This is a genomic window from Rhizobium sp. 01N48 (genome assembly GCF_056399145.1).
In genome coordinates this window covers 58,397-72,794 of record NZ_JBFTQT010000011.1, presented here as the reverse complement: position 1 = coordinate 72,794, position 14,398 = coordinate 58,397, and the positions used below count along the sequence as shown (strand labels likewise).

The 14,398-nt window shown below is 61.4% G+C and carries 14 protein-coding genes; 11 read left to right on the top strand and 3 right to left on the bottom strand.

Annotated elements, in window-relative coordinates; genetic code table 11:
• Window position 1: 1 nt before the first annotated feature.
• Genes AC1DOG_RS19710 through AC1DOG_RS19700 form a run of 3 tightly spaced genes read right to left on the bottom strand, consistent with a single transcriptional unit; the run spans window position 2 to window position 3,389 of the window.
• Window positions 2–940, bottom strand: coding sequence for a carbohydrate ABC transporter permease (locus tag AC1DOG_RS19710; RefSeq protein ID WP_477930434.1), 939 nt, complete (start codon window positions 938–940; stop codon window positions 2–4).
• 15 nt (window positions 941–955) lie between these two features.
• Window positions 956–2,260: an ABC transporter substrate-binding protein gene (locus AC1DOG_RS19705; protein ID WP_477930432.1), complete on the bottom strand. Its 1,305-nt coding sequence runs from the start codon at window positions 2,258–2,260 to the stop codon at window positions 956–958.
• Window positions 2,261–2,306: 46 nt separating this feature from the next.
• A complete protein-coding gene (locus AC1DOG_RS19700; RefSeq protein ID WP_477930430.1) occupies window positions 2,307–3,389 on the bottom strand; it encodes an ABC transporter ATP-binding protein in 1,083 nt (360 codons plus the stop codon).
• A 301-nt stretch (window positions 3,390–3,690) separates the two neighbouring features.
• Here AC1DOG_RS19700 and AC1DOG_RS19695 point away from each other — a divergent pair, with 301 nt between their 5' ends.
• The 11 genes from AC1DOG_RS19695 to AC1DOG_RS19645 all read left to right on the top strand — a co-directional run bounded on the left by AC1DOG_RS19695 (window position 3,691) and on the right by AC1DOG_RS19645 (window position 14,393).
• Window positions 3,691–4,479: an SDR family oxidoreductase gene (locus AC1DOG_RS19695; protein WP_112820047.1), complete on the top strand. Its 789-nt coding sequence runs from the start codon at window positions 3,691–3,693 to the stop codon at window positions 4,477–4,479.
• 3 nt (window positions 4,480–4,482) lie between these two features.
• Window positions 4,483–5,619 carry a pyridoxal phosphate-dependent aminotransferase gene (locus tag AC1DOG_RS19690; RefSeq protein WP_477930428.1) on the top strand — a complete coding sequence of 379 codons (1,137 nt, stop codon included), beginning with the start codon at window positions 4,483–4,485 and terminating at the stop codon, window positions 5,617–5,619.
• Window positions 5,620–5,661: 42 nt separating this feature from the next.
• Window positions 5,662–6,540 carry an alpha/beta fold hydrolase gene (locus AC1DOG_RS19685; RefSeq protein WP_477930426.1) on the top strand — a complete coding sequence of 293 codons (879 nt, stop codon included), beginning with the start codon at window positions 5,662–5,664 and terminating at the stop codon, window positions 6,538–6,540.
• A 5-nt stretch (window positions 6,541–6,545) separates the two neighbouring features.
• Window positions 6,546–7,799 (top strand): hydantoinase/carbamoylase family amidase, encoded by a 1,254-nt coding sequence (locus AC1DOG_RS19680; RefSeq protein WP_477930424.1) that lies wholly within the window; start codon window positions 6,546–6,548, stop codon window positions 7,797–7,799.
• On the top strand, window positions 7,799–8,728 hold the full coding sequence (locus AC1DOG_RS19675) for a cupin domain-containing protein (RefSeq protein ID WP_477930422.1): 930 nt from the start codon (window positions 7,799–7,801) through the stop codon (window positions 8,726–8,728). The genes AC1DOG_RS19680 and AC1DOG_RS19675 overlap by 1 nt, the downstream gene beginning before the upstream one ends.
• Entirely contained in the window at window positions 8,728–9,666 is a 939-nt protein-coding gene (locus AC1DOG_RS19670; protein WP_477930420.1) for a nucleoside hydrolase, read from the top strand. Before AC1DOG_RS19675 ends, AC1DOG_RS19670 begins: the two co-directional genes overlap by 1 nt.
• 364 nt (window positions 9,667–10,030) lie before the next feature.
• Window positions 10,031–10,966 carry an ABC transporter ATP-binding protein gene (locus AC1DOG_RS19665; protein ID WP_477930418.1) on the top strand — a complete coding sequence of 312 codons (936 nt, stop codon included), beginning with the start codon at window positions 10,031–10,033 and terminating at the stop codon, window positions 10,964–10,966.
• Window positions 10,967–10,988: 22 nt separating this feature from the next.
• A complete protein-coding gene (locus tag AC1DOG_RS19660; protein ID WP_477930416.1) occupies window positions 10,989–11,768 on the top strand; it encodes a class II aldolase/adducin family protein in 780 nt (259 codons plus the stop codon).
• A 50-nt stretch (window positions 11,769–11,818) separates the two neighbouring features.
• Window positions 11,819–12,844: an ABC transporter substrate-binding protein gene (locus AC1DOG_RS19655; protein WP_477930414.1), complete on the top strand. Its 1,026-nt coding sequence runs from the start codon at window positions 11,819–11,821 to the stop codon at window positions 12,842–12,844.
• 5 nt (window positions 12,845–12,849) lie between these two features.
• Entirely contained in the window at window positions 12,850–13,638 is a 789-nt protein-coding gene (locus AC1DOG_RS19650) for an ABC transporter permease (protein WP_477930575.1), read from the top strand.
• Window positions 13,635–14,393 carry an ABC transporter permease gene (locus AC1DOG_RS19645; RefSeq protein ID WP_477930412.1) on the top strand — a complete coding sequence of 253 codons (759 nt, stop codon included), beginning with the start codon at window positions 13,635–13,637 and terminating at the stop codon, window positions 14,391–14,393. Before AC1DOG_RS19650 ends, AC1DOG_RS19645 begins: the two co-directional genes overlap by 4 nt.
• Window positions 14,394–14,398: the final 5 nt, after the last annotated feature.

The following is a 14,398-nucleotide window of genomic DNA, read 5'->3' as shown; positions in this document are numbered from 1 at the left end:
GTCAGTAATTCCAGCGGGAGCGCAGCAGGGCCATCTGCGCCATGGAGATGGCAAGCACCACAAGCAGCAGCGCAACGGATAGTGCCGAGGCATAGCCGGCCTGCTGCATGATGAAGGCGCTGTTGTAGATGTGGTAGACGATCAGGTTGGTGCTGTCCTGCGGTCCGCCCTGGGTCATCAGGAAGGCCGGCGCGAAGGCCTGCAGTGAAAACACCGTCATGATCACGACGACGAAGAGCGTCGTGCGGGAGAGGAGCGGGATCGTCACGTTCCAGAGAACCTGGCGGCGCGTGGCGCCGTCGATACGGGCGGCCTCGGTCAGTTCTACCGGCAGGCCTTGCAGGCCGGCGAGGAAGAGGATGGCGCCGAAGCCGACCTGCTGCCAGAGCGTCATGGCGATCAGGGCCGGGAGCGCCTGGCGCGTCGACGTCAGGAAGGGCTGGTTGCCGATGCCGACGATGTTCAGCACGCCGTTGATCAGGCCGTTCGATGGGTCGAGCAGGAAAGACCACATGGTGGCGACAACCACCGACGAGGTCACGACCGGCAGCATGATCATGGTGCGGACAAGGCCGCGCGCCGGCAGCTTCGAATTGAGAAACAATGCCAGCGAGAAGGCCACCGGGATGACGAATACGACGACGCCGAGCGCGAAGAGGAAGGTGACGCCGAAGGAGACGGCAGCATCGTCATAGTCGATCATGTCCGTGAAGTTGCGCAACCCGACGAACTTAGCTGCTGCCGGGTTGAGCAGGGAGTAATCATAGACGCTGTTGCGCGCCATGACGAGCAAGGGCACGTACTGGAAGAGCAGCAACAGGATCATGAACGGCGCAAGGAAGCCGGCCGCAAACAGCCAATCGCGCTTTTGCCGCTTCGTAGCGGGCTTTCGCGTTTTTGGTTTGGCCGAAGCCGTGAATAGGGTATTTGAGACCGACATTCTTACGTCCAATGCTTAGCGATCGAGAACTCGCTGTACTTTCTTCTCGGCGTCCGCCATCAGGTCGGCTGGATCACCGCCGAAAGCCACAGCACGCAGAGCATCGGTAACGAGCTTGTCGTACTGGGCGAACTTCGGACCAGGAGGACGCGGCTGGCCCCACTTCTGCAGCTGGTCGACGAAGACCTTCATCGGATAGGAATTGTAGGTCTCGAAACGTGGGAACAGGCTCTTCAGCGTCGGCAGGTTGCCGCGCTGACTGACGTTCATGTAGGCGTATTCACCCGTGGACATGTCGACCACGAACTTTGCGGCGATATCGGGATGCTTGGAACGCGCCGTGGCGCCGATCGTGGTCGAGCCGGTATGAACGATCGGGGTCTTGAAGTACGGGATCGGGGTGATGCCCCACTCGATCTTCGGATCCTTGATCAGCGCGCTGCCGGCTGCCGGCGTATCGATGTAGAAGCAGGCCTTGCCGTCGAAGAAGGCGTTCGGAATGCCGACCTTTGGCGCGACACCTTCGGAATTGAACAGCGACTGGTAAAACTTCAGCGCTTCGATCGCTTCCGGCGTGTTCAGGTATCCCTCGACCGACTTGCCGTCCTTGGAGAGTGCCCAGAATGTCTTGTAGGCGGAGCTTTCCGGATCGGCCTTCGGGTCGCCTGCTGAACGCTGGTAGATCAGGTCCTGATAGACGAGGCCGGGCTGGCCGTTGCCGAAGCGGGTCGGGCCGAGACCCCAGACGCTCGGTGCGCCGGCCGGGCCCTGCTGGCAGGCCTTGAAAGCAGCCAGTGCTTCCGGCCAGGTCCAGGCCTGGTCGAGCGTCTGCGGCGGCTTGATGCCTGCGGCTTCAACGAGCTTCTTGTTGTAGTACATGGCGACGGTGGTCTGCTCGATGCCGGGCGAATAGACTTCACCCTCGTAGCTGTGCTCGGCCTTGGTCGCGGGCAGGATATCTTCGTCCCAGCCCTTCGGCAGGTACTTGGTGATGGGCAGCAGGATGCCGGAGGCGGCGTAGGACTGGGTGTTCGGACCGTCGTAAACCAGAACGTCAGGCGGATTGGAGCTCGCGGCCTGAACGGAGATCGTGTCAGCAAGCTGGGCGAATGGAACTTCGTTGATCTCGAACTTAACGCAGGGATTTTCCTTCTGCCAGGCCTCCATCGGCGCCGGATAGGGGTAGTTTCCCGGCGTGCGCAGAATGCGCAGCGTCACGGTCTCGCCGGTACAGGCAGCGCTGTCCTGGGCAAATGCGCCGGTGCCGCCAAGCGCGGTGGCGCCAAGCAGGCCGGCGAGAAAGAGTATGCGGGCATTCATCAGCTGTTCTCCTTGGTTTTATGTCGTCATGCAGGCGGTGGCCGCGTCAGATGGCGCGGCCGGTATTCGGGTCGAAGAGGGACATGCGATCACGGGCGATGCGCAGCGACTGCGCCTGCCCCTCGGCGGCGGCGAGCTCCGGTGGCAGCATGGCGGAACAGGAGACGCCTTCCAGCGTGAAATGAACGAGCGTCGTCGGGCCGAGCAGTTCGGCCATGTCAACCGGTACCGAGATTTCGGTGGCGCCGTCGGCCAGGAAATGTTCGGGGCGCAGAGCGATCTCGACACGGCGGCCGGCGAAGGCCTTCAAGGCTTCGAGCTTGTCGGTCGGAGCGGTAAGCGTGGCGCCAGCGAACTTCAGCGTCGGCGTTTCGCCTTCCATAACGACGTCGGCCGGCAGGAAATTCATGGTCGGGCTGCCGATGAAGCCGGCGACGAAGCGGGTTGCGGGACGTTCGTAGAGTTCCTGGGGCGTACCCTGCTGCTCGATCAGGCCCTTGTTCAACACCACCACGCGGTCCGCCAGCGTCATGGCCTCCACCTGGTCGTGGGTAACGTAAACGGTGGTCGCCTTCAGCCGCTTGTGCAGGCGGCGGATTTCCGCACGCATCTGCCCGCGCAGCTTCGCATCTAGGTTGGAGAGCGGCTCGTCGAACAGGAAGACTGCAGGATCGCGAACCATCGCGCGACCCATGGCGACGCGCTGGCGCTGGCCGCCTGAGAGCTGCTTGGGCCGCCGCTCCAGCAGGGCTGAGATATCCAGGACCTTTGCTGCCTCCTCGACACGGCGGCGAATCTCTGCCTTATCCATGCCCGAAAGCTTCAAGCCGAAGCTCATGTTCTGCGCCACTGTCATGTGCGGATAGAGCGCGTAGTTCTGGAATACCATGGCGATGTTGCGATCGCGCGGCTCCAGTTCGTCCACACGCCGGTCGCCGATCCAGATTTCGCCGTCCGTCAATTCCTCAAGGCCCGCCAGCATCCGCAGTGTCGTCGACTTGCCGCAGCCCGACGGGCCGACAAGCACCACGAACTCACCGCTGCGAATGTCCAGGTTCAGGTTCTCGATCGTGTTCGCCGAGGCGTTTTCGTAAGTCTTCCCCACATTCTTGAGGGACACATCTGCCATAAGGATATTCCAGCCGTCTGTTTCAGGTGTCGTTCGTGCCCGAAGGCGTGAATGTGACATTATGTCATTTCAGTATTCGCGCAATAGATATTCGTATACACAAAATCCGTTTTCTTAAATAATTGCGATACTGACGATAAAATGGACTTTGTGCCTTTTCGCTTTGCAAAGGTTGCGAATAAATTCCCCAAGTCGCTGATAGTGAGCAAGAATTTTCAATATTTTAGTGATGGGCCTATGGACATGGTGACAAATCGGCGTATGCAAGAAAGCGAAATATGTATTCACACAGGAGATGCAGGTGGAACTTAATCTTGCTGGAAAGACGGCGTTGATCACTGGAGCCTCGCAGGGCATCGGTCATGCCATCGCGAAGGTGCTGGCCGCTGAAGGATGTCACCTTCACCTCGCTGCCCGTAACGGCGCGGCGATGGCGGAGCTGAAGGCCGAACTGGCGCAGTATCCGGTCAACGTTACCGTGCATGAAGCCGATCTCGGCACGACCGAGGCCATGGTTGCGCTCGACAGGGCCTGCGGCGACTACGACATCCTGATGAACAACGCCGGCGATATCCCGGCCGGTTCGATCGAGGACGTCACCGACGAATCGATCCGCCGCGGCTTCGATCTCAAGGTGTTCGGCTACATCACGCTGGCGCGCGAATTCTGGAAGCGCCGCAAGGGCCAAGGTGAGGGCAAGGGTGGCGTCATCATCAACGTCATCGGCAATTCCGGCGAAAACTGGGACGCCGCCTACTTCGCCGGCTCCACCGGCAATGCCGCTTTGATGAGCTTTACCAAGGCGCTCGGCGGCCGCAGCATGGACGAAGGCATCCGCGTCGTCGGCGTCAATCCGGGCCCGGTCGATACCCCGCGCATGTTCAAGATCATGAAGCGCAAGGCCATCGACATGCTCGGCGACGAAAGCCGCTGGGAAGAACTTTACGACAAGTATCCGGGCAAGCGCCCGGCAACCGCCGAGGAAGTCGCCGATCTCTGCGTCTTCCTGGCATCGCCCAAGGCCGCCTATATCAGCGGTACGGTCGTCACGATCGACGGTGGCATCGCAGCGCGTGGCTCGGTGATCTGATCCATGGCCGACGCACGCACCCGCAACCGCTACTTCGACGATCTGTTCTCCACGCCCGATCTGGCGTGGATGGGGCAAAACACAAACCACGTGCCCGCCCATCCGGCGGTCGCGGAAGCCATGATCCGCTCGGTCGAAGCCGGCGAGTTCAATGCCTATGCCCCACCGATGGGCTTTGAGGCGCTGCGCAGCGCGATCGTTGCCGACCTCGGCGTCGCCGGAACCTCGGCCGAAGCGCTTGTCACCGAAGGCGGCGTCAATGCGCTTGCCATGATCTGCAAGGCGCGCGCAAAGCCGGGCACCACGCTTGTCACCACCGACCCGACCTGGAAGTGGCCCTGCATGTTCGCCGAACAGGCCGGCGCCGAAGTGGTGCAGATTCCGATCTACGACGCCTCGGTCAACTACAAGCTGACGCCGGACGCGCTGCGTGCCAACGTGGATGACCGTTGCGCCATCATCTACATCGTCGATCCGAACAATCCGCTCGGCATCCGCTATGAGCGCGAAGAGATCGACGCCTTCGCCGATATTGCCCGTTCGGTCGGCGCACTTTTGATCCACGATTGCACCTATCGCGATTTCGCCGACGGCCATACGCCGGTGTTGCAGGTCGCGCCCGAGGGCACGGTGGTTTCGCTGTCGTTCTCCAAGTGGCTCGGTCTCGCCGGCATGCGCATCGGCGCTCTCGTCGCGGAGCCGAAGCTCGTCGACGAGTTCTCGGCCGCCTCCACCTCGGTGCTTGGCGCATCGGTCGTGGCCCAGCGCGCTGCGATGGCCGGGCTTTCGGTGAAGAATGAGTGGATGAAGGACGTGCGTCGCATCGACAGCGCCAACAAGGCAATGATCATCGAAGCGGCAAAAGCCACCGGCCTTTCGGTTCCGATCCCAGTCTCGCACGGCAATTTCCTGGTTCTCGAGACCGCCTCTACCGGCGTTTCTCCCGAGGCCATCGTCGAGGCTGCCCGCCGCGAGGGCGTAATGATCCGCCAGGGTCGCTATCACACGGCTGCTTTTGGCGATCGCTTCATCAAGGTCTCGACCTCGGTGCCGTCGGATTGGGCCGAGCGTTTCTGCGAGGGCCTGCCGCGCTATATCGAGACCGCGCGCACGCTTAACGACGTACCGGCCCTATTCTAGGGCCGGCATATCCATCGACGATACGAGGCAAGAGGCTTTCAGATGGACGCGACCGCCAAGGATGGAACAAAGCTTTACTATGAGACGGCAGGAGAGGGCGGAACGCCGATCCTGTTCATCCACGAGTTCGGCGGCAGCTACGATGCCTGGGAACCGCAGATGAGCTTCTTTGCGCGTCGTCACCGCTGCATCACCTATGCGGCCCGCGGCTATGCTCCATCCGATATTCCTGAGGACATGGAAATGTACTCGCAGGCCAATGCCGCCGACGATGCAGTTGCCGTCCTCGATGCGCTCGGCATCGAGAAGGCCCATATCGTCGGCCTGTCGATGGGCGGCTTCGCCACCCTGCATTTCGGCCTTCGCACGCCGGAGCGCGCGCTGTCGCTGACGGTTGCAGGTGCCGGTTACGGCACGGAGCGGGAAACGGCTGATTACTTCCGCAATACCTCGCTGAAGGTTGCCGATAATTTCGAGAAGGATCCGGCCGGGTTCTCAACGATCTATTCGCTTGGCGCCAGCCGGGTTCAGTTCCAGAACAAGGATCCTCGAGGCTGGGCGGCTTTTGCCGAGCGCCTGTCGCATCACTCGGCCATCGGCGCCGCCAATACCATGCGCGGTGTCCAGTGCCGCCGCCCCTCCTTCTGGGATCTCGAAGAGCAGTTGAAGGCGATGATGGTGCCAACGCTGGTCATGACCGGCGACGAGGACGACCATTGCCTGCAGCCGTCGATCTACTTGAAGAAGATGCTGCCGGCCGCAGGTCTCGCCATCTTCCCGAAAACAGGTCACACGCTGAACCTCGAAGAGCCGATGCTGTTCAATTCCCTCGTGTCCGATTTCATCGCCCAGGTCGAGCAGGGCGCATGGAAGGTGCGCGATCCGCGTGCCGATCCCGCTCAGGTGATGCGGACGGAGTAAAAGACATGGTGAGGCCCGCAATCTCTCCCGACCGGCTCTGGACCCGCCTGATGGCGCTCGGCGAGGATGGCGCGCTGCCGGGAGGCGGCGTCAACCGGCAGGCACTGTCGGGTGAGGAGATACTGGCTTGGCGGCGGATCATTGCTTGGGGTGCCGAGGCCGGCCTCGAGCCTTCGACCGATCCGGCGGGCAATCTGTTTCTCACGCTCGAAGGATTACTTCCCCAACTGGCGCCTGTCGTCGCCGGCAGTCACATCGACAGCCAGCCGACAGGCGGTCTTTTTGACGGGGCCTTCGGCGTGCTCGCGGCCCTGGAGGCCGTGACCGCGATATCGGAAGCAGGCCTGACACCGGAGCGTTCCATCACGGTCGTCGGCTGGATGAATGAAGAGGGAAGTCGCTTCGCTCCCGGCATGATGGGCTCCGAACTCTTCGCCGGCCTGCGTACAACTGAGGACGTGATGGCGGTGCGCGATGCCGATGGCGTCAGCGTCGGCGATGCCCTTGGCGAGCTACGTGCGGCGTTCCCCGAGCTGCCCCGTCGCGCGCTCGGCTTTCCCATTCACGCCTATATCGAGCCGCATATCGAGCAGGCCGATGTGCTGGAAACGCAAGGCGCCGTCATCGGCGTCGTGTCCGGCATCCAGGGCAAGAAAACCTACGACATCACGATCACCGGCCGCGAGGCGCATGCCGGCACCGAACCGATGAGCCGCCGGCAGGATACTGTGCAGGCGTTCGCGCGCATGGCGACGCGGATGCATGATGCGATGGCTGACGAGGATGTAATCAAGTTCACCATCGGTCGTGTCGTGGTCGAGCCTAATGCGCCGTCAGTCGTCCCGGCCAAGGTCATCTTCCGCATCGATCTGCGCCATCCCGACAATACGGTTCTGGAAGCGTGCGGCGCCCGCCTCGAGGAAATCGCACGCGAAGAAGCCGGCGCCTGCCGGGTCGAGATCCGTCGCCTTGTCGATGCGCCCTCGAACGATTTCGACGAAGGGCTGAAGCAGGCGATCCGGGTTTCGGCGGACCGGCATGGATTGTCGCGCTTGGACGTTCTTTCCGCAGCCGGACACGATGCGCGGCAGATGGCGCCGCTGACGCGGTCCGCCATGATATTCATTCCCTGCCGGGGCGGCATCAGCCACCACCCGGACGAATGGTCCGAACCGGATCATGTCGCAGCCGGGGCCTCCGTTCTTCTCGACCTGCTTCTGGAGGAAGCGGGTGTTTCGTTCAACCAAGGAGATGCATGATGAGCACAGCCAACGACATGGCCGAAATGCCGGTCCAACTGCCGCGTGAGCCTGCCAACGCGGCGGAGGCGCGCAGCCGCTATTTCAATTCCGGCAATGCCTTCAATATAAAGCTTCCGGCGGTGCCTGGGCACATCTTCATGGACGAGCCGGCTGAAGCGATGAAGATGGAGAAGACCGGCTTCATCAACTGCGACCAGTCCCAGCAGATGGAATGCGGCTTTGCCGCAACGACGCCACTGATGCTGGCGCGCTATGGTGTGGTCAAGGCCGGTGAAACACTGGATACGACACTCGTGAACACAGCGTCGATCTGGTACGTCATCAAGGGAAGTTCCAGCCTCGTTGTCGGTGACGAGACGGCGACGCTCGGCAAGGGCGATGTCTTCCTTCTGCCGGGTGGCATCAGATCGGCGATCACTGCCAAGGATGATTGCGTCTTCTGGGCTGTCGGCAACGATCCGCAGCTGAAGTTCGACACCTCCGCGCCGGTCACCGGCAAGGAAGCCGCGGTGCAGTTCGTGCATTATCCGGCCGATGAAATCACACATCAGCTCGATGTGGTCTACACCTCGAACGCCAATGCCTCGACATCCGGTCACGCACTGATCTTCTCGGCCGAGAAGACCGAAGCGGCCCGCAACATAACGCCGACCATGACGCTCTCGCTGAACACGCTGAAGCCGAAGAGCGCGCAGCCGCCGCACAAGCACAATTCGGCCGCCATCACGCTGGTCGTTGCCGGCGATCCCGCGTACTCCCTGGTTGCCGAAGAGAAATGCGACTGGTCGCCCTGGGCAACGCTGGTGACACCCGCCGCCGCCAAGCACAGCCATCACAATGATGGCAACACCCGCGCTGAGTTTTTGATCGTGCAGGATGGTGGGCTCTACTATCATGCCCGCACCATGGGATTCGAGTTCTACTGATGCGGCTGATTATCGATACCGATACCGCAGGGGATGATACCTATTCGCTGCTGCTGGCGATGAAGACGCCGGGGTCGACGCTAGAGGCGGTCACCGTCTGCGTCGGCAACGTGCCCTTCGACCAGCAGGTGGAAAACGCGCTGGCGACCATCGAGGCCGCCGGCTTCTCCGGAAAGGTTCCGGTTTACTGCGGCGCGCGCCGGCCGATGGTCAAGCCGTGGGAAGCATCCACCATGCACGGCAATGACGGGATGAGCGGCGCCAACCTTCCGATCGCCCGCCAGAGGCCCGAGACGATGCACGCCGTCGATGCGATCATCGAGAAGGTGATGGCGGAGCCCGGCGAGATAGACATCCTCGCCCAGGCGCCGCTGACCAACATCGCGCTGGCGGTGATGAAGGAACCGCGTATCGCCAAGGCTGTTCGCCATCTCTGGATCATGGGTGGCACCGACAACTCGGTCGGCAACATCACGCCCTGCGCGGAATACAACTTCTTCATTGACCCGGAAGCGGCGAAGATCGTCTTCGAGGCGGGCTTCAACATCACGCTCTCGACCTGGACGCTCACCATGCGCTCCAGCCTGTTCGAAGCGGACCAGCTCGATGAAATCTTCGGCATGAAGACGCCGCTTTCGGAATTCTACCGCAAGGTTTCGGCTACGCCTCGCCAGACGGCCGAGGTGCGGTATGGTCGCCCCATCAGCACGCATCCAGACTCCCTGACCTGCGCCATGGCGCTTAATCCCGATCTGATCGAGATTGCGCGCGACGCGGTTGTCCGGATCGAGACCGCGGGTGAAATCACCCGGGGATTCTCCGCCGTTCATCCGCCGGTTCTCGGTAATCGTTGGCCTGAGTTCAAGGTCAACGCCCGCGTTGTCGAGAAGGCGTCGAACAATGGTTTCTTCGAGATGATGAAGCGGGCGCTCTCCTAGGTCCAGGCCTTCTTTGTCAACTTTCGAGGACCGGGGACGATTTCGTTCCCGGTCTTTTTTGTGCAAGCGATCCGCCAAGGCGGCTATTTGCCGAGAGTTCGAACCTTGATGCCTGGTGGCTAAAAAACACACACGTCGTGCACAACAAATAGCGCATCGAGAACACGAATATCTATTATATGCATGCATAATTCCACAATCCTGTATAACTATCACCTCGAAGTGGAGCTTCTCAGTGTGGTGGCCGCTCCTTTCCTAGGCGGAGGTCTGTTTTTGAGCGAAAAAATACGGGGTTTTGCATCTGGCATGGGGCTTGCTTGTATTTCTTCGACGAAGATTTGCATACGTGACAGGAGTCGTGCTCATGACTGACAGGGCGATAACGCCAACGGAACTCTTCCCTCGTGGTTCGGCATCCGGCGCCATGGGGTTGATCGAGTTGCTGAAGCCGCAAAAGGCGCGGGCCGCCCTGCCGGCGCCTGCCTTGCTTGAATCCGGCGATGCGGTTGATGACGGAAAGCCACTCATCGAGTTGCGGAACGTCTCCAAGACCTTCGGCGCGACGAAGGCGCTGAGCGATCTCGAGGTGTCCATTCGCCCCGGCGAGCTGGTTACCGTGGTCGGCCCGTCCGGCTGCGGCAAGAGCACGCTCTTCAACATCCTTGCCGGTCTGGAAGAGCCTGATGCGGGTAATATCCTACGCCTCAAGGGCGTCAGCTCCACGGCTTCCGATCTGCTCGGCAAGGTCTCGTTCATGCCGCAGCGCGATCTGCTGCTGCCGTGGCGCAATGTCATCGACAACGCCATCATTGCCCTTGAAATCGAGGGCATGCCGCGTGCGCAGGCGCGCAAGCTGGCAATGGACATGCTTCCCGAGTTCGGCCTCGCCGGCTTCGAGAAGCAGTATCCCAACCAGCTCTCCGGCGGCATGCGCCAGCGCGTGGCGCTGATGCGCACTTTCCTGTTCAAGCGCGACCTGATGCTGCTTGATGAACCGTTCGGCGCGCTCGATGCGCTCACCCGCACGATGATGCAGCGCTGGCTGCTCGATGTCTGGCAAAAGCACAAGCGCACCGTGCTGTTCATCACTCACGATGTCGACGAGGCGATTTTCCTCGGCGACCGCGTGCTGGTCATGACGGCGCGCCCGGGTAAGGTCAAGCTGGAACAGGTTGTAGACCTGCCACGTCCGCGCAAGGCCGATATCGTCACGTCTCCCGAATTCATTGCGCTGAAGAAGACCCTTCTCGAGGCAATCGAGGAGGAAAGCATGAAGTCCTTCCAGGTCGCTGGACACTGATTGAAGCATGAGGAAATAGATTATGACAGACCACTATTCGGGTCGCCCGGCCCATATCGCCGAAGACGAATGGAAGGCGCGCGTCGATCTCGCCGCCTGCTACCGCATGGTTGCCCGCCTCGGCATGGACGATCTGATCTACAACCACATCTCGATGCGCGTGCCTGGCCACGAGGATCAGTTCCTTCTGAACCCCTACGGCTTCCTGTTCGAGGAGATCACTGCGTCGAGCCTGGTCAAGATCGACATAGAGGGCAACAAGCTCGACGACACGCCCTATACGGTCAACAAGGCCGCCTTCGTCATTCACGGCGCGCTGCACAAGTCGAGCCACGATGCCGTTTGCGTGCTGCACACGCACTCCGATTCCAGCGTCGCGGTATCGTGCCAGAAGGACGGCCTGCTGCCGCTCAGCCAGTTTGCCATGCGCTTCTATCAGCGCCAGGCTTTCCACGCCTATGAGGGCGTCGCCATCGATCTGGTAGAGCAGGAGCGCCTTATCAGCCATCTCGGTGGTAACAAAGTGATGCTGATGCGCAATCACGGCATCCTCACCATCGGCCGCACGCCCGGCGAAGCCTTCATGCTGCTCTACTATTTCGAGCGCGCCGCGCGCATCCAGCTCGATCTTCAGGCTGCGAGCGCTTCGGGTGCCGAGCTCGTCATCCCCCCGCACGATGTTTGCGAGAAGGCGGCACGCCAGTTCTGGGAGAGCAAGGGCGACATTCTTATTGCCGGCGAACGGGAGTGGCCGGCGTTCCTGCGCCAGCTGGACAGGGAAGGCTCTGACTTCCGGCAGTAAGCACATCAATGGGAGGGCAACGACAAGTCACGACGATAAAAGAGGGTTTCATGCTTAACAGACGTAACGTGATCGCAGCATTTGCTGCCGCCGCCATAACGCTTCCGGCACTCGGCATGGGTGCCGCTCCGGCCGCCGCGCAGGAGATGGTCGATGCCAGCCTGCGCCTGAAGTGGCTTACACAGGCTCAGTTCGCCGGCTTCTATGTCGCTCTCGAAAAGGGCTACTACAAGGATGAAGGCATCAACCTTACCATCAATCCTGGTGGACCGAACCTTCTGACCGAAAACCTCGTCGCGACCGGCGCCGATACCTTCGGTCTCTCCGGCGGCACCGACAGCGTGTTCGCCGGACGCGACAAGGGCCTGCCGATCGTCTGCATCGGCGTTGCCCACCAGCAGACGCCGTTCGTCTTCGTTTCGCACAAGGACGGGGCGGTTCAAAGCGTCGCCGATTTCAAGGGCAAGAAGATCACCACCTGGTTCACCGGCGCCAACCACGTGCTTTCGGCCATGCTGTCGAAGGCCGGCATCGATCCGAAGGAAGCCGATATCCAGCCCCAGCAGGTTTCCGTCACCCCCTTCGTCGATAAGCAGGTCGATGTCGTGACCGCCACCCGCTACAACGAGCTCTACGTCATCAACCAGCGCGTCGGCAAGGAAAACCTCAACCTCTTCGTGCCCGAGGACAGCGGCGTCTCCTTCCCGCGCGATACGCTGATCGTTTCCGAACAGACCGCCGCCGAAAAGCCTGAACTCGTCGAGAAGTTCCTGCGCGCCAGCGTCAAGGGCTGGAAGGAAGCCTTCGCCAACGAGAAGGAAGCGATCGACATCATCATGAAGATCGCCCCTACGCTCGACCGTGCCCAGCAGGAATTCATGCTGTCGGAGATCAAGACGCTGATGACGGCAGGCAAGGCTTCGACCGACGGCATCTTCACGATCGACAAGGCAGCCGTCGGCTCGGCCAACGATCTGCTCGCCAAGTATGGCGTGATCTCCAAGCCCGTCGATCTCGACAGGGCGTTCAACGCCTCCTTCATCGACAAGATCCCGGCCGAGGAACGACGCCTGTGACTGGAATGAATGCATCCGCGACAAGCCTGCCCGTCATTACGACGGGCAGGATCTACGCCGCGGTAAAGCCTATCCTGTGGCTGGCCTTAGGACTGTTGGCGATCGAAGTGATCGTCATGGCCTTCGGCATCCGCCCCTATTATCTGCCGCGCCCAAGCGCCATTGCCGCCAACATCATGGCGACACCCGGCGCCTATCTTGCCGGAATGTGGCGGACCTTCCTTGAGACGGCGCTCGGCTTCGTCGCCGGCAGCCTGTTCGGCGTGGCGATCGCGGTCGTCTTCCATCGCTGGACGGCGCTTCGCGAACTGTTCTTTCCGCTCTTCATCGTCTCGCAGACCATTCCGGTCATTGCCTTCGGCGCCGTGGTCGTGCTCTGGTTCGGCAACACGCTGTTGGCCAAGGCGGTGATCTCCTTCTATGTCAGCTTCCTGCCGGTGACGGTCAACGCCATCCTCGGCTTTTCATCGGTCGATCCGAAGCAGGTTCAACTGATGCGCAGCTTCGGCGCCAGGGACGGACAGATCTTGCGGCGCATTTATCTGCCGGCCGCCTTGCCGCAGATCTTCGTCGCGCTGAAGCTCGCCTCTTCGCTGGCCCTCGTCGGTGCGATCGTGGGCGAATGGTTCGGCGACACGACCGGCCTCGGCGTGCTGCTGCTGCAGGCGATGTACAACGAAAACGTCGTCGGCATTTGGGCAACCATCGTCGTCTCTGCCTGTCTCGGGATGGGGCTCTACGGCGCCGTGTCCTTTGCGGAACGCCATGTCGTTTTCTGGGGGATCGAGAAATGAGCACTCAACGCACGGACACCCTGCGCCAGATCGGGCGCGGCATCGCGGGCGCGCTGCTCATCGCCGTCATATGGGAACTGTCGGCGCGCGGCTTCAATCTGCCTGCCTATGTGCTTCCGCCGGTCTCCAGCATCCTTTCCGGACTGGTATCGGATGCGGGTAATCTTCTCGATGCCACCGCCTTTACCGCGGGTGAGGCCATCGCCGGATATGTGATCGGCTGCGCCATCGGCATGTCGCTTGCGGTCCTCGTCACCATCATCCCGGCTGCGCGCGGCGTTGTCCTGCCGCTGGCGACCGCCATCAACTCGGTTCCCGTCGTCGCCTATTCGCCACTCGTCTTGCTTTGGTTTGGCATGGGCATGACGTCGAAGGTGGTGATGGTGGCAATCGCTGTGTCCTTCACGATTTTTCTCAGCACCATCGCCGGCCTCGACCGGATCGATCGCAAGACTGTCGATCTCATCCGCTCGTTTGGCGCGGGACAGTTTGCCATCGTTTGGCGGCTGCGCCTCCCGACCGCGCTACCGCTGATTATCGCCGGCATGCGCGTCTCCACCGTGCGCAGCGTTCTGGTGGCCATTGTCACCGAGATGCTCGGCGCTTACGGAGGCCTTGGCTGGGTCATCTATCAGGCGGTGCTGCAGATCGACTTCATCAAGGTCTGGGCAGCCATCATCGTCGCCTCGACGATCAGCCTCGTGTTCTTCGGCGCGATCAGCTTCGTCGAGCGCCGTTACGTCTTCTGGAGATAAGCACA